The 19,262-nt window shown below is 60.1% G+C and carries 22 protein-coding genes; 8 read left to right on the top strand and 14 right to left on the bottom strand.

All coding sequences use genetic code 11. The features are described 5' to 3' along the window. Positions 1-204: 204 nt before the first annotated feature. Positions 205-2,034, bottom strand: coding sequence for an ABC transporter ATP-binding protein/permease (locus N4A58_RS10280; protein WP_293709238.1), 1,830 nt, complete (start codon positions 2,032-2,034; stop codon positions 205-207). A 67-nt stretch (positions 2,035-2,101) separates the two neighbouring features. Next, on the bottom strand, positions 2,102-3,394 hold the full coding sequence (locus N4A58_RS10275; protein WP_293709236.1) for a LysM peptidoglycan-binding domain-containing protein: 1,293 nt from the start codon (positions 3,392-3,394) through the stop codon (positions 2,102-2,104). A 106-nt stretch (positions 3,395-3,500) separates the two neighbouring features. On the opposite strand from N4A58_RS10275, the gene N4A58_RS10270 reads away from it, so the two are divergent. Beyond that, positions 3,501-4,067, top strand: coding sequence for a TIGR00730 family Rossman fold protein (locus N4A58_RS10270; protein WP_072706630.1), 567 nt, complete (start codon positions 3,501-3,503; stop codon positions 4,065-4,067). Here the strand turns inward: N4A58_RS10270 and rarD are convergent. The 9 genes from rarD to N4A58_RS10225 all read right to left on the bottom strand — a co-directional run bounded on the left by rarD (position 3,959) and on the right by N4A58_RS10225 (position 12,389). Further along, positions 3,959-4,888 carry an EamA family transporter RarD gene (gene rarD, locus N4A58_RS10265; protein ID WP_293709233.1) on the bottom strand — a complete coding sequence of 310 codons (930 nt, stop codon included), beginning with the start codon at positions 4,886-4,888 and terminating at the stop codon, positions 3,959-3,961. The genes N4A58_RS10270 and rarD overlap by 109 nt on opposite strands. A gap of 132 nt (positions 4,889-5,020) precedes the next feature. Continuing rightward, positions 5,021-5,473, bottom strand: coding sequence for a host attachment family protein (locus N4A58_RS10260; RefSeq protein ID WP_072706632.1), 453 nt, complete (start codon positions 5,471-5,473; stop codon positions 5,021-5,023). Beyond that, positions 5,473-5,673, bottom strand: a complete 201-nt coding sequence (locus N4A58_RS10255) for a hypothetical protein (RefSeq protein WP_293709229.1) — start codon at positions 5,671-5,673, stop codon at positions 5,473-5,475. Before N4A58_RS10255 ends, N4A58_RS10260 begins: the two co-directional genes overlap by 1 nt. A 122-nt stretch (positions 5,674-5,795) precedes the next feature. Next, on the bottom strand, positions 5,796-6,404 hold the full coding sequence (locus N4A58_RS10250; RefSeq protein ID WP_072706634.1) for a superoxide dismutase: 609 nt from the start codon (positions 6,402-6,404) through the stop codon (positions 5,796-5,798). Between the two features lie 248 nt (positions 6,405-6,652). Next, positions 6,653-7,222: a sarcosine oxidase subunit gamma gene (locus N4A58_RS10245; RefSeq protein WP_293709227.1), complete on the bottom strand. Its 570-nt coding sequence runs from the start codon at positions 7,220-7,222 to the stop codon at positions 6,653-6,655. Next, positions 7,215-10,229, bottom strand: coding sequence for a sarcosine oxidase subunit alpha family protein (locus N4A58_RS10240; RefSeq protein ID WP_293709225.1), 3,015 nt, complete (start codon positions 10,227-10,229; stop codon positions 7,215-7,217). The genes N4A58_RS10245 and N4A58_RS10240 overlap by 8 nt, the downstream gene beginning before the upstream one ends. A gap of 63 nt (positions 10,230-10,292) precedes the next feature. After that, complete coding sequence (locus N4A58_RS10235; RefSeq protein WP_293709223.1) at positions 10,293-10,622, bottom strand: sarcosine oxidase subunit delta; 330 nt, start codon at positions 10,620-10,622, stop codon at positions 10,293-10,295. 204 nt (positions 10,623-10,826) lie between these two features. Continuing rightward, entirely contained in the window at positions 10,827-11,078 is a 252-nt protein-coding gene (locus N4A58_RS10230; protein WP_293709221.1) for a hypothetical protein, read from the bottom strand. A 66-nt stretch (positions 11,079-11,144) separates the two neighbouring features. After that, positions 11,145-12,389: a sarcosine oxidase subunit beta family protein gene (locus N4A58_RS10225; RefSeq protein ID WP_293709219.1), complete on the bottom strand. Its 1,245-nt coding sequence runs from the start codon at positions 12,387-12,389 to the stop codon at positions 11,145-11,147. Between the two features lie 200 nt (positions 12,390-12,589). Here N4A58_RS10225 and ccmI point away from each other — a divergent pair, with 200 nt between their 5' ends. From ccmI to aat, 7 genes are all read left to right on the top strand, one after another. After that, on the top strand, positions 12,590-13,822 hold the full coding sequence (ccmI, locus tag N4A58_RS10220; protein WP_293709218.1) for a c-type cytochrome biogenesis protein CcmI: 1,233 nt from the start codon (positions 12,590-12,592) through the stop codon (positions 13,820-13,822). Beyond that, on the top strand, positions 13,819-14,295 hold the full coding sequence (gene ruvX, locus N4A58_RS10215) for a Holliday junction resolvase RuvX (protein ID WP_293709217.1): 477 nt from the start codon (positions 13,819-13,821) through the stop codon (positions 14,293-14,295). Before ccmI ends, ruvX begins: the two co-directional genes overlap by 4 nt. Further along, positions 14,292-14,525, top strand: a complete 234-nt coding sequence (locus N4A58_RS10210) for a DUF1289 domain-containing protein (RefSeq protein WP_072706642.1) — start codon at positions 14,292-14,294, stop codon at positions 14,523-14,525. Before ruvX ends, N4A58_RS10210 begins: the two co-directional genes overlap by 4 nt. 144 nt (positions 14,526-14,669) lie before the next feature. Then, positions 14,670-15,266, top strand: a complete 597-nt coding sequence (locus N4A58_RS10205; protein WP_293709215.1) for a TetR family transcriptional regulator C-terminal domain-containing protein — start codon at positions 14,670-14,672, stop codon at positions 15,264-15,266. Between the two features lie 233 nt (positions 15,267-15,499). After that, positions 15,500-15,997, top strand: coding sequence for an acetyl-CoA carboxylase biotin carboxyl carrier protein (accB, locus tag N4A58_RS10200; RefSeq protein ID WP_293709213.1), 498 nt, complete (start codon positions 15,500-15,502; stop codon positions 15,995-15,997). Positions 15,998-16,006: 9 nt separating this feature from the next. Next, the gene (gene accC / locus N4A58_RS10195; RefSeq protein WP_072706645.1) at positions 16,007-17,353 is read left to right on the top strand and encodes an acetyl-CoA carboxylase biotin carboxylase subunit; all 1,347 of its coding nucleotides are present in this window, start codon (positions 16,007-16,009) and stop codon (positions 17,351-17,353) included. An 87-nt stretch (positions 17,354-17,440) separates the two neighbouring features. Then, positions 17,441-18,079, top strand: a complete 639-nt coding sequence (gene aat / locus N4A58_RS10190; RefSeq protein WP_293709211.1) for a leucyl/phenylalanyl-tRNA--protein transferase — start codon at positions 17,441-17,443, stop codon at positions 18,077-18,079. Here aat and N4A58_RS10185 read toward each other — a convergent pair. The 3 genes from N4A58_RS10185 to N4A58_RS10175 are packed head-to-tail and all read right to left on the bottom strand — an operon-like array spanning position 18,016 to position 19,238. Further along, positions 18,016-18,399 carry a DUF2155 domain-containing protein gene (locus N4A58_RS10185; protein ID WP_293709210.1) on the bottom strand — a complete coding sequence of 128 codons (384 nt, stop codon included), beginning with the start codon at positions 18,397-18,399 and terminating at the stop codon, positions 18,016-18,018. The two genes, aat and N4A58_RS10185, sit on opposite strands and share 64 nt — an antisense overlap. Then, positions 18,396-18,845 (bottom strand): outer membrane lipid asymmetry maintenance protein MlaD, encoded by a 450-nt coding sequence (mlaD, locus tag N4A58_RS10180; protein ID WP_072706647.1) that lies wholly within the window; start codon positions 18,843-18,845, stop codon positions 18,396-18,398. Before mlaD ends, N4A58_RS10185 begins: the two co-directional genes overlap by 4 nt. Positions 18,846-18,854: 9 nt before the next feature. Beyond that, a complete protein-coding gene (locus N4A58_RS10175) occupies positions 18,855-19,238 on the bottom strand; it encodes an NADH:ubiquinone oxidoreductase subunit NDUFA12 (RefSeq protein ID WP_072706648.1) in 384 nt (127 codons plus the stop codon). Positions 19,239-19,262 lie beyond the last annotated feature (24 nt).

The following is a 19,262-nucleotide window of genomic DNA, read 5'->3' as shown; positions in this document are numbered from 1 at the left end:
ATTTTGGGACCGCGAACCGGCAAAAAACCAAGCGGTGCCCCACAAAGAATCTAAAAATACGCGGATAGTTTACTGCGTTCCGCGCAAACACCCTATGGTAGAATTGCTGTCGACTTGCGCTGATTGCCGCAACCTGTGGGCGACAGCCAACAAAAAGGGCGATCCGAAAAGGACCGCCCTAATTTCACTGGAGATTTGCCCACGTCAGGCCGCGTCTTGTGCCTCGGCGGCTTGGCGGCGCCAGAGGCTGGCGTACCGCCTATCTTGGGCCAAAAGGTCATTATGGGTCCCGCGCTCGACGATTTCGCCATCTTGCAGAACCACAATCAAATCCGCATCCGCAATGGTGGACAGACGGTGTGCGATGGTCAGCACAGTCCGCCCTTGGGCCGCGTGCACCAGCGCCTCTTGGATACCGCGCTCGGTCTCGGTGTCGAGCGCGCTTGTCGCCTCGTCCAGCATCAGGATCGGCGGGTTCTTGAGCAGGGTCCGCGCAATGCCGACGCGCTGCTTTTCACCGCCTGACAGTTTTAGGCCCCGCTCGCCCACCTGCGTGTCGTACCCGTCAGGCAAGCGCAGGATGAAATCGTGGATCTGTGCGGCTTTGGCGGCTTCGATAATCTCATCCTCCGATGCGCCATCGCGACCGTAGGCGATGTTGTAGCGGATGGTGTCGTTGAACAGCACCGTATCCTGCGGCACCACGCCGATCGCGGCGTGAAGGCTGGTTTGAGAAACATCGCGCAGGTCTTGCCCGTCAATCCTGATGGCGCCACCGCTCACGTCGTAGAACCGGAACAACAAACGGCTGATCGTAGACTTGCCAGAGCCCGACGGGCCCACAATCGCGACGGTCTGCCCCGCGCTGATGGTCAAAGACACGCCTTTTAGAACTTCGCGCTCTGGGTCATAAGAAAACCGCACGTCGTCCAGCGTAATCTCGCCGCGGGTGACCTTCAGCTCTTTGGCGTCGGGCTTGTCGGTGACCTCGGACGGCTGATCCAGCAGGTTGAACATCTCTGCCATGTCCACAAGGCTCTGACGGATTTCGCGGTACACGGTCCCGAGGAAACCGAGCGGGCTGGTGATCTGCACCATGTAGGCGTTCACCATGACGAAATCCCCTACTGTCAGGTCACCCCGCTGGACGCCCAAAGCGGCCAAGATCATCACCGCTGCCAAACCGACAGAGATGAAAAAGGACTGCCCCGAATTTAGGAAGGCCAGCGAATAACTCGTCTTGAGCGCGGCCTTCTGATAGCCCGCCATGCTTTCATCGTATCGTGTCGCTTCGCGCTCTTCGGCGTTGAAATATTTGACAGTTTCGAAGTTCAGCAGACTGTCGATCGCCTTCTGATTGGCGGTCGTGTCCTCTTTGTTCATTTGGCGGCGCAGCTTCACGCGCCACTCAGTCACCACAAAAGTAAAGGTGGTATAGGCCACCACGGTCCCCAGCACGATCAGCAGATACCACACATCAAACAGAACCATCAGCCAGATCGAAATCAGCAGCAGTTCGATGGTCAGCGGGCCGATCGACAACAGGGTAAAGCGCAGCAGGAACTCCACGCCCTTGATGCCCCGCTCGATAATCCGCGAAAGCCCGCCAGTCTTGCGCGTCAGATGATAGCGCAGGGACAGGTTGTGGATGTGGCGAAAGGTTTCGTGGGCCAGTTTGCGCACCGCCCTCTGCCCGACAGGGGCAAAGAATACATCACGCAACTGCTGCAACGATACGGTCAGGAACCGCGCCGTCGCGTAGATCACCGTCAGCGCCACCGCGCCCAAGGCAAAGCCCGCGACATCCGGAATTTCGCCATCTGGCGACAGGGTGTCCACGGCCAGCTTGTACATATAGGGCGACGCGGTCGCGACCAGCTTGGCCACCAAGAGCGACAGCAACGCCAGAACCACGCGGACGCGGATCCACTTGGGCTCCTTGGGCCAAAGATATGGGGCAACGCGGCGCAACACGCGCCAGCCGCCGCTACGTTCTTCGGCGGCGGTCGGATCGGTCTGGGTTTCGGGGGGCATTCGGGCTCCGCTCTAAGTCTGGGGCAGAGAATAGGTCAGCCCCCTACCCTTGGCCAGTGCTTGCCCGTTAGTCCCGTGGCAAATCAAAGATTTGACCGGGGTAGATCAGATCGGGGTTACGGATTTTGTCGCGGTTCGCTTCAAAGACACGCACATACAGCACGCCCTCGCCATAAGTGTCCGCCGCAATGGCCCACAGAGTCGATCCGGGCACGACAGTCGCGGTCACAGCGCCGCTCGCATCGCGCGGCGCATCGGCCAGCACATCCTCGCTCTCGCGTCGGAAAGGCGTTTCCAGACGAGAGGCGACAGAGCCATCTTCGGCAATCTCGTCCACGCGCAGAGTGTAGTTCCCGCTGTCGATCTCAGGCAGTTGGACGCGCCAGCTGCCGTTATCGTCAATAGCGCTGGTGATCACAGGCTCGTTGTCCACATAGACCCGCACATGACCGGCTCCGGTGCTGCGACCGGCAAGGTTCACGTCGCCCTCAGCGTCGTAGCTGATCACGTCCAGCGCCACCTGCTCCATCACCTCGGGGGCCGAGCCGCCCGGTTGCAGCACGCGCATCCCTTTGTCATCGGCCAGCAGAACAGTTGGCGCGCCGGGCGCGTCAGACGCGATCGGCAGGGGCGCTGGTGCTGCGGGCGCGTCGGGCGCGGTCATCGCTGTTTCGAGTTCGGGCTGTTCGGGCGCGCTGCTCTCCGCCTCGGGCACGGGCAAGGCCGCGACGCCTTGCGCAGCATCCTCTTCGGTCGGCGCGGGCAAGGACACAGGCGCGAGGATAACGCGCTGGTTGCCTTGGGTGCCGTTGGTGTCACCATCCCGATGGGCCAGTGTCAGCACGCGGGGGCGCGGCGCGGGCGGCAGATCGAGGAAGCTAACGAACTTGCCGTCGGCCCCCGCATCCGCGGTCGCCACACGCGCGCCGTCCACCAGAATGGCCAATTGCAGACCGGCAGGCGCGCGTCCAGCAACCAACGTGCTGCCGTTGGGCTCGACCCGCACCAGATCAAACTGGAGCGCGGGGTCAGAGGGCTCTGTTGTAGGGGTCGTGACATCGGCGCTTTCCGCCGTTGCGGTCGCCTCTTCCATGGCTTCGGGTGCGGCGCTGACCTCTGGCTCGGGCAACGCTGCGACCACTGGGGCCTCTGCACTTTCAGCTGTTGAAGCGGTCTCTGCGGCGGGCTCTGTAAGCTCAACTTGAGACTCATCTGCGGCCATTTCAGCCGATTGCGCATCACCTGTTTCCCCATCAAGGAACGCAGGCACGTCCATCTCATCGGCAAAGAAGAAAACCGCCAGCGTCGCAAAGACCACACCGGTGCCAAGACCCATCAGAATTGTGCGTGTATTGGTCATTTTTCTGTGGTTTCCCCGCTTGTCGAAGCCATCACGACGTATTGATCGAGGATACCAACCCGCTTAAACGGGGTCTAGGCGAATTCCCGCCGAAGGAGAGCCACCCATGTCCTTGTTTTCCGTTTGTGTCTTTTGCGGCGCACGTTCAGGCAAAAACCCCGCATTTGAAAGCGCTGCCGACGCGATGGGCCGCGCCATCGCCGCTGAAAATTGGCGGTTGGTGTACGGTGCTGGCGACGTTGGTCTGATGGGCGTGGTCGCCCGCAGCGCCCAAACCGCAGGGGCGCAGACCTTTGGCGTGATCCCCGAGCACCTGATGAAATGGGAAGTCGGCAAGCGTGATCTGTCCCAGTTCATCGTCACGGAAAACATGCACGAGCGTAAGAAAGTGATGTTCATGAACTCGGACGCCGTGGTCGTTCTGCCGGGCGGCGCGGGGTCTCTGGACGAGTTTTTTGAAGTGCTCACATGGCGGCAACTGGAGCTGCACGCACGGCCCATTATTCTGGTGAACACCGACGGCTACTGGGGCCCCTTGGTGGACCTGCTGCAGCACGTGGTGGATCAGGGTTTTGCCGGTGCTTCGATGCTGGAATTCGTGACGGTGGTGGACACGGTCGAGGACGCGGTCTTGCGTCTGCGCGAGGCCGCCCGCGCCCCTGCGGTCGAGTAAATCGCAAGCGCGGTCCAGATCATCCCAAAGGCTATGGCGTACCAGATGCCAAAGGGCTCTTTGAACAACAGGACCGCGACCAGAAATTGCAGGGTCGGGTTCAGGTACTGCAGAATGCCAACCGTCGCCATCGGAATGCGGCGGCTGGCATAGCTGAACAGGATCAGCGGGAAACCCGTCAGCGGACCCGAGAACAGCAGAAGCGCGGTCTGGTACGGGCTGTCCATATGCGTGCCACCGATCCAAAGCACCGTCAGCGAGATCGGGATCAGCAGCACAACCTCTGCCGTCACACTGACGACAGGTCCGATGCTGAGAAGCTTCTTGAGCACCCCATAAAAGCCAAAGCTAAAGGCGAGGATCAACGAAATCCACGGAGCCACGCCAAGCCCCCATGTAAGCAAAGACACCGCCCCCGCAGCCAGCGCCACAGCGACCATCTGCCATCGGTTCAGGCTCTCGGCAAAGAAGATGCGCCCGAGCAAAACCGCGACCAGCGGAAAGATGTAATAGCCCAAGCTGGCTTGGGTCGCGTGGCCCGTGTTGACCGAATAAATAAAGAAAAACCAGTTGAGCGAGATCGTCAGCGACGCTCCCGCGATGACAAGCAGCGTTCGGCGGTTACCAAGCGCGGCAGGCAACTGCGCAATGCGGCCCTGTACGGACAGAACCAGCGCGAAGAACACCGCCGACCACAGGGTCCGGTGCGCGAGGATGGTCAGCGGCGGAACATCCGACAAAAGCTTGTAGAAGATCGAAGACAGCCCCCACACCACACAGGCCGAGATCATCGCTAGAATGCCGCGAACGGTCTGGGTCATGGCAGGCTCCTTGGGGTCGTCTGCCAAATGTCTGCGCCTCTGCCGCGCAGATTGCAATGGTGTCAGGCGGATGCCCCTGTGCAAAGGTGCAGATGCGTTTGCGCCCCCTGTAGGTGGGGGCGCGACGCGGGATCAGGCCGCCAATTCCTGTTTGATCAACTCTTCGATCTTGTCGATCGGGTGGTTGGTCAGGGTTTTGGGGATTTCGGCAATCACCTTGTCACTGACCTCTTGGTGCATTTCCTTGCGCAGTTCGCCCAGGGTCTGCGGGGGCGCGACAACGACAATCTCGTCGAATTTGCCCTTGTGCGCCTGCTTGTACAAAATGTCGGCCATATCGCTCGCAAAGCGCTCTTTGGCCAGTTCGTGCCAATCGGTGTCATCCACCGCCGACTTTTGGCCGGGGCCACCGTCGTGCATGCGGCCAGGACGGTTTGCGGATTGCTCGCGGTCCGATGGGTTTTCTTGTTCTTCGATCCGCACCACATTCAGATCAAGGTCCTGCGCATCAAGATCGTTGCGGAGGAACAAGGCCTTTTCGCCATCTGCGATCAAAACCCATGCGCCGTTTTTCAACTTAGTCATTAGCTGTCCTCCTTTTCGTCTGCTTTGGTCACTCGGGTGTCACCTGCGGGACGCTCGGTTGCGCGCTTCTGCTCGTCGCGGGTGCCGATGTCGCGCTGCAAGTTGCCGCCCTGTCGTCCCTGCTGATCCATCTCTCCCTCAGCGCCCATCACCTTATCGGTGTCTCGGCTGCCGTCTTTCGACCTGACGCGTTCGGCCATAACATCCTCCTGTGCATTGATTTCATTAAGAAAACGCAAGGGATGCCTAAAAGTTCCCCCAAAAGAAAACGCCCCGCGGAAAACCGCAGGGCGTCCAGAAATTCGCGTTGCGCGGGAAAGCCTTAGGCTTTCGACAGGCGCTCTGCCACGTTTTCCCAGTTAACCAGTTTCTCGAGGAAGTTGGTCAAGTAGGCGGGACGCTTGTTGCGGAAGTCGATGTAGTAGCTGTGCTCCCACACGTCGCAACCCAGCAGTGCGGTCTGGCCAAAGCAGACGGGGTTCACGCCGTTCTCGGTTTTGGTGACCTTCAGGGTGCCATCGGTGTCGACGACCAGCCATGCCCACCCCGAACCGAACTGGCCTGCGCCAGCTGCCGAAAAGTCTTCTTTGAACTTGTCGACCGAGCCGAACGCGTCAACGATGCGGGCTTCCAGCTCCGACGGCATCGCGTCGCCTTTGGGGCCCATCATTTCCCAGAACTGCATGTGGTTCCAGTGCTGCGACGCGTTGTTGAAGATGCCGTTCTGGGCAACTGCGTCCGCGTTGTAGGTGCCTTTGATGATCTCTTCCAGCGACTTGTCCGCCCACTCGGTGCCGTCGATCAGCTTGTTGCCGTTGTCGACGTAGGCCTTGTGGTGGATGTCGTGGTGAAACTCCAGCGTTTCCTTCGACATGCCCAGATCTGCCAGAGCGTCGTGGGCGTAGGGAAGTGCGGGAAGTTCGAAAGCCATAGTAGCCCCCTTGAATTCGTGTGAAATTAATATGCCTCTTAGGTGATCCGACACAGGCCTCACGTCAAGCCTGAGTTTGAATTTCCCACCAGAGAGTCGTCAAACAAACGGTCTGATGGCTCTGTTGTTCCGCATATCCTGCGGAAAATCATCAGATATTCTGTGCACCCCGTCACATTGGACCTACACATAAGAAAACCCTGCCCAATCTCTCGGGCAGGGTTTGTCTGTCTCGTCCAAAACAGAACTTAGAAGTAGCCGACTTCGCCGCCCTTGGCTGCCGAAACGCTCAGCAGTTTAAAGGCGTAATCCCCAACCGAGCGGAAGCAGATCAAGCGGAAGCTGTCGTCACCGGCCATCCAGAACGCGGCCGCGACCTGAGCGATGCGGGTGCGGCGCAGATCACCAGTGGTGAAGGCCTCGGGGGACATGTCAACGGGGGCGACCTTGGCGATCACTTCGCGTGCCCCTGCCCCGTCGATGCCGAACACCGCGCGGGCGTCTGACACGTTCACGGCCAAGAAGTGCGAGCCAGCAAGCGTGCTGTTCAGCTCATCCACTTTGTCGACGACTTGGGCATAGGGCACGAACACCATCAGCTCGTCCGGCGACATCCAAGCGATGCCCCCTTCCAAACCGCCAACCATTTTGCGGACCTCTGGCAGCGAGTCGACGCCCGCCACCGCGCAGAGCGCTTTGGCCAGATCGGCGTTCGACAGATCACCGCGGACGGTGATCATGCCATGCAGGCCCAGTTCAGAGACGCGGCAGAACCCTTCGGTGTTCGCGCCAGCCAATACGCTGATTGCTTCAGACATTCTGCTTTTCCCCTTCTTTGTCGTACCAGACAGGGTCAACGATTTTCGCCATAACGGTCGAGCCGTCGGTTTTCGCGAATTCCACCAATTCGCCCATACGCTCGGGTCCGTGCTTGACTAGACCCATCGCGATACCGCGGCCCAAGGTGGGCGAGTAGTAGGTCGAGGTCACGCGGCCGATCATGGTGCGCTGGCCGTTCTCGTTGTGGCCGTGAACCACAGCGTAGGCACCATCGGGCAGCACGCTGCCATCGACGGTTTCCAGACCCACCAGACGCCAGCGATCTTCGCTTGCCAAGAAGGTGCGCTGCTGACCGCGTTTGCCGATGAAGTCCTCTTTCTTTTTCGAGATCGCCCAATTCAGCCCCAGATCTTGCGGGATCACGGTGCCATCGGTTTCGTCCCCGATCATGATAAAGCCCTTCTCGGCGCGCATGACGTGCAGACATTCGGTGCCATAGGGCATGACGCCATGCTCTTCGCCAGCTTCCATCAGCGCATCCCAGAAGGCGCGACCTTGGCTTGCAGGCACCGCGATCTCGTAGGACAGTTCACCCGAGAACGAGATGCGGAAGATGCGAGCATCAAAGCCACCCAGCTTGCCTTGGGTCCACTCCATGAACTTGAGCGCGTCTTTGGACACGTCCATGCCACCCAGCTTTTCCAGAACCTTGCGGGCTTTGGGGCCCACAACGGCGATCTGTGCGTACTGCTCGGTAACATCGGCGGTGTAGACTTTCATGTCCCACCACTCGGTCTGCAGCCACTCTTCCATGTGGGCGTGGGTGTGCGCCGCGCCGCCAGAGGTGGTGTGCACAAGGAAGGTTTCCTCGTCCAAGCGGGCCACAACGCCGTCGTCCATCAAGAAGCCGTTCTCGTTGCACATCAGGCCGTAGCGGCATTTGCCCGGCTTCAGAGTGCTCATCATGTTGGTGTACATGAGGTCGAGGAACTTGGCCGCGTCGGGACCTTTGACGATGATCTTACCTAGCGTCGAGGCATCCAGCAGACCCACATTGGTGCGGGTGTTGGTGATCTCGCGGTTCACCGCCTGCTCGTGGGTCTCGGACCCGCGGGGGAAGGTGTAGGGACGACGCCAGTGACCGACGGGCTCCATGTAGGCACCGTTGTCGATGTGCCACTGCTGGATCGGAGTCTGACGGATCGGCTGGAAGATTTCGCCGCGCGCTTCGCCACCGATCGAGCCCATCGAGATAGGGGTATACGGCGGACGGAAAGTGGTGGTGCCCACCTGCGGAATCTCTGCACCCAATGTATCAGCAAGGATCGCCAAGCCGTTGATATTGCTGAGCTTACCCTGATCGGTCGCCATACCCAGCGTGGTGTAACGCTTGGTGTGCTCGACGCTCTCGTAGCCTTCGCGGGCAGCCAGCTGAACGTCGGACACTTTGACGTCGTTCTGGTAGTCCAGCCACATCTTCATGCGCAGCTCATAGACAGCGTCCGCGGGCATCATCCACACGGGCTGCATCGGCTTCTCGTCGCGCTCGTCGCCGCTGGGTGCGGGGGTCGAGGCAGCGGTGAAGCCAGCAGCCTCGGCGGCTTTCTTGCCCGCTGCATCCGCATCCGCCAGAACTTCGCCAAGGCCGAGGGGGCCAGAGGCGCTGCCTGCGGTGATGACAAAGGGTTTGCCCTCTTGGTTGGTGGGCGCGCGGTCGGGATCGGGTTTGAAGTGGCTTTCGACCTCGTCCCAAACCAGCTTGCCACCGCAGTGCGACCACAGGTGCACAACAGGCGACCAGCCTCCGGACATGGCAACCGCGTCACATTTGATCGTTTCGATCACAGCGCCGCCATTGCCTTGCATTCGGCAGAGCTCGACGCCTTCAACGCGCTTGCCACCTTTGACTTTGGCGATCGCCTTGCCGGGTTCGACACGAATGCCAGCCTTGCGCGCCGCATCGGCCAGAGCGCCTGCACCGTCTTCGCGAGCGTCGATGATTGCAGGAACCTCGACACCAAGCTCCTTGAGCTTGAGCGCGGTGCGGTAGCCATCGTCATTGTTGGTGACGACGACAGTTTTCTGACCTACGGCGACACCGTAGTTCACCGCGTAGTCGCGGACAGCACTTGCCAACATGACACCAGGGATGTCGTTGCCTGCAAAGCTGATGGGGCGTTCAATCGCACCAGTCGCGGTCACGATCTGCTTGGCGCGGATGCGCCATAGACGGTGACGGGGGGCGTCCAGTTCGGGCGCGTGGTCTTTGACCCGCTCGTAGCCCAACAGGTAGCCGTGGTCATAGACCCCTGCCCCCATCATGCGGCGACGGACAGTGACGTTGGGCATCTCGTCCAGACGGGCCAGAGCGCCAGCGATCCATGTTTCGGCTTCGATGCCGTCGATGGTGCCGCCGTCCACGGGAGCGCGGCCACCAAAGTGCGCAGTCTGCTCCATCAGCAAAACCTTGGCACCGGCTTCACCAGCGGCCAAAGCCGCCTGAAGGCCAGCCACACCGCCGCCGATCACAGCAACGTCGACATACGCATAGAAGTGCTCGTAGCGGTCGCCATCAGTGTCCTTGGGCGCCTTACCCAGACCAGCGGACTGGCGGATGAAGGGCTCGTAGACGTATTTCCACAGCGGACGCGGGTGGATGAACATTTTGTAGTAGAAGCCAGCGGTCAGGTAGTTCGCGAACAGACCGTTCACCGCGCCGATGTCGAAATCGAGCGAGGGCCAGTGGTTCTGGCTGGTCGCGGACAGACCGTCAAAGAGTTCGGTCGTCGTGGTGCGCTGGTTCGGCTCGAATGTGTTGCCAGAGCCGAGGTTCACCAGAGCGTTCGGCTCTTCGGCGCCAGAGGCCACGATCCCGCGGGGACGGTGGTACTTGAACGACCGACCGACCATCATCTGGTCGTTGGCCAGCAATGCAGAGGCCAGCGTATCGCCCGCGTGGCCTTGCATTTTCTTGCCGTTAAACGTGAACGCGACAGATTTCGAGGTGTCGACCAGACGGCCTGCCTTGGAAAGTCGGGTGCTCATTCTCTCAGACCTCGCTTTTGCCGGAGAACGGGGGGATTTGAGTATTTACGCAAAGCAGAAAGGTCATTCGAACTCTCTCCACTTAAAGCCGGGGCGCGCTGCGCGGATTTTTTCCAGAAGATCTGCGGGCGGCACAGAGGTTTGGGCGGTGTAGGTGCCGAAAACCTCAAGCGTGACGGTATCTCGCGCCGCGTGGAACCACTTGCCGCAGCCATTTGCATGGCGCCAGCGTTCGAAATGTACGCCGCGCGGGTTTTCACGCATGAACATATAGCTCTCGAACTCTTCGTCGTTCGAGCCCGGTCCGAAACGTTTCAGATGAGCCTCGCCGCCAGCGGAGAGTTCGGTTTCCTCGGCCATGACGCCGCAATAGGGGCACTGGAGTGTCAGCATGAGGCCAATCCTTTTGCACGGAAAGAGGTGGAAATTGCGCACGACAAAGACCGCAGGGCACGGAATGCGTGCTGCGAGGCGGCGGTGCTGGTGTGTCGGGAATAAGTGTCGCCGCCCCCCTGAGGTAAGTCGGAAAGCGGGGTGCGGCGACGGTATGCTTCGGCCATTCGATCTTTGAACGACCGGCCGAAAGGCAAGTCGGTGTTATTGGCCGGTAACGTCTTCGGCTGCGTCATCAACAGCGTTGGCCGCGCCTTCAAGCGCTTCGCCAGCTTGCTCAGCAGCCGGGCCTGCGCCTTCGATGCTGATGTTGATGTCGTCTTCTGAGCCAAAATCCATGCCGTTATACAGCGCGAAACCAAGGACAACGACTGCGACGACGAGCGCGCCGACGATGAACGCGAGAACGCTGTTCGAGCTGTTGCTTGTTCCGGTGTTGCTGTCGTGGGCAGCCATGATTTCGCTCCTGTGTAATGGTCAGTTACACAGCAAACGCCGGATATGCGAAAAAGGTTCCGCATTTTAGTGCGCCACACCAGCGGCCACGGATTCGTCGATGAAACGGCCTTCTTTGAAGCGGTCCACGGAGAATTCGTTTGCCAGCGGCGAGTAGCCCTTGGCCATCAGTTCCGCCATCGCCCAACCGGAGCCGGGGATCGCCTTGAAGCCGCCGGTGCCCCAGCCGCAGTTGATAAAGCAGTTTTCCAGCGGGGTTTTCGAGATGATGGGCGAGCGGTCGCCGGTCATGTCCACGATCCCACCCCACTGACGCAGCATCTTCAGGCGGCTGATCATCGGGAAGGTTTCGACCAGAGCGCGCACGGTTTCCTCGATGTGGTGGAAGCTGCCGCGCTGGGTGTAGTTGTTGAAGCTGTCGGTGCCCCCGCCGATCACCATCTCGCCCTTGTCGGACTGAGACATGTAACCGTGAACGGTGTTCGCCATAACGACAACGTCCATGCAGGGTTTGATGGGTTCGGAAACCAGAGCCTGCAGCGCCGCCGATTCAATCGGCAGACGGAAGCCCGCCATATCGGCCAGAACGCCCGAGTGACCCGCGACCACGATGCCAAGTTTGTTGCAGTCGATGGAGCCTTTGGTGGTTTCGACACCTACAACACGGCCCGCCACGCGGCGCACGCCGGTGACTTCGCACTTTTGGATGATGTCCATGCCCATGTCAGAGCAAGCACGGGCATAGCCCCACGCCACAGCATCGTGACGCGCAGTACCGCCGCGTTTCTGCAAGAGACCACCCAGAACAGGGTAACGCGGGCCGTCAATGTTGATGATCGGCACGATTTCTTTGACCTTTTCGCGGCCAATGAATTCGGTCTTCACGCCCTGCAGCGCGTTCGCATGGGCGGTGCGCTGGTAACCGCGGACCTCGTGATGGGTCTGGGCCAGCATGATGACGCCGCGGGGGCTGAACATGACGTTGTAGTTCAGATCCTGCGACAAAGTCTCATACAGGTCGCGCGCCTTTTCATAGATCGCGGCAGACGGATCCTGCAGGTAGTTCGAGCGGATGATGGTGGTGTTCCGGCCGGTGTTGCCGCCGCCGAGCCATCCCTTCTCGATGATGGCAACGTTTGTGATGCCAAAATTCTTGCCCAGGTAATAGGCCGTCGCCAAACCGTGGCCGCCCGCGCCTACGATAATGACATCGTAGGATTTTTTGGGCTCGGGCGAACGCCATGCGCGCTCCCAGCCACTGTGGTAACGTTGTGCCTCTCGGGCAACCGCGAAGACGGAATAGCGTTTCATCAGACTCGAATCCGTAGGTGTGTCAGTTCATGATCCGTCATGGACCTGTCGCAATTCTGGACCGCCTCTCTCAGCGTCACAATACCGACTGGATGCGACATGAGGCCGTGGCGGCCTGCGACATACCATGGTTATGGCGCGATTTTGACTTTTTCCAAGAGCCATTCCTGCCTAAATAGCGGTCAGACTTGGGAGACGACATGACATTTTGGATCATCACACTCGGCCTGGCTGCAATGGTTGCGGCGCTGCTCGTTCTGGCACTCATCCGAGGCAAGGCGGGCGCTGAACCCCCTGCGGCCTATGACCTGAAGGTCTATCGCGACCAGATGGCCGAGGTGGAGCGCGATTCTGCGCGCGGCGTGATCGCCCCCGAAGAGGTCGAGCGCCTGAAAGCCGAAATCGGTCGCCGGATTCTAGCAGCCGATGCCAAATTGCAAGAGCAGCAGTCTGGTGCAGGACAGCCGAAATCCGCGACTTTGGCCATGGCAGCGGTCGTCGGCGTCTTTCTGCTGGGGGGCGCTTGGTGGATGTACAACCACTATGGCGCGTTTGGATATGGTGATCTGGCGCTGAAGGACCGGATCGAGATGGCCGAAGAGCGCCGCGCAGATCGTCCTACTCAGGCGCAGGCCGAGGCGGAACTGCCGCCGATGCCGAACCCCGACCGCGATCCCAAATATCTAGAACTGGTCGAAAAATTGCGCGCCGCAGTCGAGCAGCGCCCCGACGATCTGCAAGGCCAAGCCCTGCTCGTGCGCAACGAAGCGGTCTTGGGCAACTTTGCCCGCGCCCACGCCGCTCAAGCCCGCGTCTTAGAGATCAAGGGCGACGAGGCTACCGCGACCGACTACGCGGATTATGCGGACGTCCTGATCCTTGCCGCCGGCGGTTATGTCAGCCCCGAGGCTGAGACCGCTCTAAAGCAAGCGCTGTCTCGCGATCCTAAAAACGGCACCGCTCTGTATTACTGGGGCCTGATGCTGACCCAAAACGACCGCCCTGATCAGGCATTCGGCATTTGGCGCAGCCTGCTGCGTCAGGGGCCCGACGATGCGGCGTGGATTCCGCCAATCCGCGCGCAGATCGAAGAGATCGCCATGCGTGCTGGTGTCGAATACACCCTGCCCCCCGTTTCTGACGCGCCAATGCTGCGCGGCCCCAGTGCCGAGGATATGCAGAACGCCGCCGAACTCTCTGACGAAGATCGTCAAAACATGATCCGCGGCATGGTCGCCAACCTGTCAGAGCGCCTTGCTACCGAGGGCGGGACCGCCCCAGAATGGGCGCGCCTGATCAATGCTTATGGTGTTCTTGGTGAACAGGACCGCGCAGCCGCCATCTGGGCCGAAGCCCAAGGCCGTTTCGCTAAACGCCCCGATGAACTGGCCGCCATCCGCGCCGCTGCAGAGCAAGCAGGGGTCGCACAGTGATCCACGAAGACATCGCGGAATTTGCCGCCGCCTGCCCGCCCATGACAGCCTTGGCCGGACTGGATTTCGGGGACAAAACCATCGGTGTTGCCGTTTCGGACACGTTCCGTGGCGTGGCGACCCCGCTAGAAACCATCCGCCGCAAGAAGTTCGGAGTGGACGCTGATGCGCTCTTGGCCATCCTGACCAAGCGCAATATCTCTGGCATCGTGCTGGGGCTGCCGCGCAACATGGATGGTACCGAGGGACCCCGCTGCCAAAAAACCCGTGCCTTTGCGCGCAACCTAACAAAACTGACCGACTTGCCGATCACATTCTGGGACGAACGCTTGTCCACAGTGGCCGCCGAGCGCGCGCTGCTCGAGGCTGACACGTCCCGCCGCCGCCGCGCCGAGGTGATCGACCACGTGGCGGCCAGTTACATCCTTCAGGGCGCATTGGATCGCCTTGGCCATCTTGGGAGAGCGGATTGACCGACGACATCTGGAAACGGGACGAAATCGAAAGTCCCTGCGTCAAAATCTGTGTGATTCACCCAGAAACCAAACTATGCACAGGCTGCTTGCGTTCGCTGGATGAAATCGGCGCTTGGTCACGGATGACTCCCGAAGTGCGCCGCCAAATCATGGGCGAACTTCCGGCGCGCGCAGACCTACACAAACAGCGCCGTGGCGGGCGCGCCGCGCGGCTCAAACGCGCCTGATATTCGAAGATTCTTCGAAATTCCATCTGCACTAGGGCGACTTGCCTAATATTCAGTCGCCCTTACGGCGATTGGGCGGCATTTCCGTTCTTTACAAGCTGTTGTCACGCATCTTACTTACCCAACATGACGCAGCGCAAACCCATGACCCGCATCCAACGCAAGAATACCGAAGCGATTCTCGAGGCCGCTTTGGTCGTGTTCTCGCAATACGGGTTCCGTGGCAGCACTCTGGATCAAATCGCCAAGGCCGCAGGCCTGTCGAAACCCAACCTGCTCTATTACTTCAAAAGCAAAGAAGCGATCTTTACCGAGGTGCTCGAAGGGCTGCTGGACAACTGGCTCGATCCCCTCCGTGAGATGAAGGAAGACGGCGACGCGATCGAAGAAATCTTGGCCTATATGAAGCGCAAACTTCAGATGAGCCGCGACTTCCCGCGCGAAAGCCGCCTCTTTGCGAACGAGATCATTCAAGGCGCCCCGCGCATGATGCACGCCATCGAAGGCGAGCTCAAAGAACTTGTCGACGAGAAGGTCAAGATCATCCGCAAGTGGAGTGCCGATGGCCGCATCGCAGAGATCGATCCATACCACCTGATCTTCTCGATCTGGTCGCTGACCCAGCACTACGCGGACTTTGACGTTCAGGTCCGCGCCATCCTGCGCGAAGACACCGACGAGATTTTCGACGAGGCCGAGAGCTATTTGACCACCCTCTTTACGCGAATGCTGACGCCCTAAACATGGGCCCTTCGGGCAGGAAAATTGCCCCGCCTCGATAGGTTTTGAATTTATCTATCATCCGGGGTCATTTTATAGATAATCCATTCGCGTTATAGGCGAAACCCGTCTTTTCCCGCCCTGAAACAGTGATCCGAAGCTTTTCACGCATTCTTAGACCGCGTATAAGCCGTTCAAATTCGTGACCCGCTTCCGGCCACTCCGGCGCGGGATATCCACCTATCGAGGACGGTATGAGCAAACAAAACCACGACGCAGATGTCGCCTTCATTCAGGCTCTTGCAGAGCTGCTGCGCGAAAACGATCTGACCGAACTGCAGGTCAAGCGTGAATACGCCGAGGATGATAGTCTTGATGTGCGCGTGTCGCGCGCAGCCCCTGTCGCGGCCCCTGCCCCTGTCCAGTACGCAGCCCCCGCTGCTGCAGCGCCTGCCGCTGCCCCCGCAGCCGCACCCGCCGCTGCCGAAGCCCCCGCAAGCGACAATCCCGCCGACCACCCCGGCGCTGTTACCTCGCCCATGGTTGGCACCATCTACCTGCAGGCAGAGCCCGGTGCACCGGCGTTCATCTCTGTCGGCGCACAGGTCAAGGAGGGTGACACCATCGTCATCATCGAAGCGATGAAGACCATGAACCACATCCCCGCGCCCAAGTCGGGCACCGTCAAGCGTATCCTCGTCGAAGACGGCTCGGCAGTAGAGTACGGCGCACCGCTCGTTATCATCGAGTGAGGCTGAACCATGTTCGATAAAATTCTGATTGCGAATCGGGGCGAAATCGCGCTGCGCGTCATCCGCGCCTGCCGCGAGATGGGCATCGCCTCTGTCGCGGTCCACTCTACAGCAGACGCCAACGCTATGCATGTGCGCATGGCAGACGAGGCTGTCTGCATCGGCCCCAATTCTAGCACTGACAGCTACTTGTCCTTCCCCGCGATCATCGCGGCCTGTGAAGTGACCGGCGCGCAGGCAATCCACCCGGGCTATGGCTTCCTGTCGGAAAACCAGAACTTCGTGCAGATCGTCGAAGACCACGGCATCACCTTTATCGGCCCCTCGGCCGAGCACATCAGCCAGATGGGCGACAAGATCACGGCCAAGGAAACGGCTGAAAAGCTGGGGATCCCCGTGGTGCCCGGCTCTGCTGGCGGCGTACCCACCGTGGAAGACGCCAAGAAGGTCGCCGCTGACATGGGCTACCCCGTCATTATCAAAGCGACCGCCGGTGGCGGTGGCCGCGGAATGAAGGTGGCCTTGAACGAGCAAGAGATCGAGAATTCGTTCCGCACCGCGCGGTCCGAAGCCAAAGCGGCCTTCGGCAACGACGAAGTCTACATCGAGAAGTACCTGCAAAAGCCCCGCCACATCGAAATTCAGGTGTTCGGCGACGGTCAGGGCAACGGTGTGCACTTGGGCGAGCGCGACTGCTCGCTGCAGCGTCGTCACCAGAAAGTACTCGAAGAGGCCCCCGGCCCCTGCATCACCGAAGAAGAGCGCGCGCGCATCGGTAAAATCTGTGCCGACGCCATCGGCGCAATGAACTACCGCGGCGCAGGCACCATCGAGTTCCTGTACGAGAACGGCGAGTTCTACTTCATCGAGATGAACACACGTCTGCAGGTTGAACACCCTGTGACCGAAGCCATCTTTGGCGTCGATCTGGTGCGCGAACAGATTCGCGTCGCGGCGGGTCAGAAGCTGTCGTTCACTCAGGACGAGTTGCAGATCAACGGTCACGCCATCGAGGTTCGCATCAACGCAGAGCGTCTGCCGAACTTTGCGCCTTGCCCCGGCAAGATCACCCAGTACCACGCCCCCGGCGGTCTGGGTGTGCGGATGGACAGCGCGCTCTATCAGGGCTACTCGATTCCTCCCTATTACGACAGCTTGATCGGCAAACTGATCGTGCATGGCCGCGATCGAACCGAGGCTTTGGCCCGTCTGAACCGCGCTTTGGGCGAGTTGATCGTTGATGGCGTTGACACCACTGTACCCCTGTTCCACGCGCTGCTCGCGGAAAAGGATATTCACACCGGTGACTACGACATCCACTGGTTGGAAAAGTGGCTGGCCGCGAATTTCGGCTGATCTTTCAGGCTGCTAGACACAATTTCCAAGGGCAGGCCATCGCGCCTGCCCTTGCGCATTCCGGCGGGCGGATTAGGATTATCCTCTATGACGATCACGCCGGAACTCCTCTTGAATGCCTACGCCGCAGGTGTCTTTCCCATGTCGGAGGGCCGCGATGATCCCGACCTATTTTGGGTCGATCCCAAGATGCGCGGCATCATTCCCCTGAATGCATTCCACATCTCGCGCAGCCTCGCCCGGCGGATCAAGCGGGGGGGATATTCGGTATCCATCAACGGCGATTTTCGCGGCGTGATGGAGGCCTGTGCAGAACGTCCAGAGACGTGGATCAACGCGGAGATTCTGGCTCTGTACACCAAGCTTCACGAGATCGGATATGGCCATTCTCTCGAAATCTGGTCCGAAGACGGAGAGCTGATTGGTGGGGTCTATGGCCTTGCCCTTGGCACTGCCTATTTTGGAGAGAGCATGTTCTCGCGCCAGACCGACGCGTCAAAACTGGCGCTAGCGTGGCTAGTGGACCACCTGCGCCGCACGGGCTTTACCCTATTTGACACGCAGTTCCTGACGCCGCACTTGGCCAGCCTTGGGGCGATAGAGATTCCTCGCGCCGAATATCACGCAAGGCTGTCCAACGCGCTGGAAAATGTTGCTGATATTTACTCTGTCCCGCTCGAAGACAATCCGTCGGCGGTGGTGCAGCGCAATACCCAGACGTCATAACGGGCGTGGTCCATCGGATTCAGTGCTGGCGATGACGCGACCATCCAGCCCTGAAAAACAGAGGCACCGTCCTGTTCGGCAATCGACAAAAATGCATAGCCTTCGCCAGCCGGATCATCCGGCGGGTAGCGACATTCACCGAGCGCGATGGTAACGCGCCCCAGACGCGCGTATCCGCCGGCTTCAATTTCCAGATCAGTGACGGCGCCGGTGATTTTATCCAAGCCGCGCAGCAACGCGCCGGTACCGCGCGTTGTCGCTTCTTGAGCTGCCGCAGGCAGCGAAACGGCCATCAACAAAGCTGCGGCGTACCGGATCACTCGGAGCCCCCGGACACGAACTTCATCATCAGCGACACAAGGCTGATCGCGCTCTGCGTATCCTCAATCTCGTCCCCAGCAGCAAGGTTATCGAGCGAGCCGCCAGGCACAATCTCGATGTAGTTGCCCCCGAGCAAACCCTCGGATGCGACGGTAATCGCACTGTCATAGGGCAGTTCGATCCCGTTCTGGATCTGGATTTCGGTCTCGGCGCGGAACGTGGTCGGATTCAGCTCCATGTCGCTGACGGTGCCGATTTTAACACCGGCCAAGCGCACGTCGGTCCCTAGGGTGATCCCCTCGGCCGAGCGGAAGCTCGCAGTCAGCGGATAGGTCGCAGACTGTCCTAGCGACAGGCCAGCCACCTGCCCTGCATACACCACAAACCCAATGGCGAGCGCCATAACAGCGCCGCCGACCAGTACTTCGGTACGGTTCTCAGCCATGATGATGCCTTACTCGGGCTGCCAGGCTTCGTAGTCCTGACGCGGTGCGGGCTCAGGGCGACGGATCGACCCTGCGGGCGCATAGGCCAGCGGCGTACCGGTCAGGTTTTCCTGGTGCGGCTTTTCCCACTCTTTGTGGGCCAGCGGACGATCGGTCGGCGGCTCATCATAGGTGTAGTGCAGCCAACCATGCCAGTCGGGGCTGACGCGGCTTGCTTCGGCTTCGCCGTTAAAGATCACCCAGCGGCGCTTGCCACCTTCGGTTTGGTAAAAGACGTTGCCCTGCTCGTCCTCGCCCACTTTTTGCCCGTGACGGTTGGTCCAGAGCATGGTGTTCAAGGTCGCGCCGTTCCACCAGGTCACAGCTTTCAGCAGCGTGTTCAGAATACCCATAGGTGCCTCCGATCTAATTACATT

The sequence above is a fragment of the Donghicola sp. genome, assembly GCF_025210255.1.
Taxonomy (GTDB): domain Bacteria; phylum Pseudomonadota; class Alphaproteobacteria; order Rhodobacterales; family Rhodobacteraceae; genus Donghicola; species Donghicola eburneus.
The sequence above is the reverse complement of the archived record's forward strand: the minus strand, read 5'-3'. Positions and strand labels throughout refer to the sequence as shown.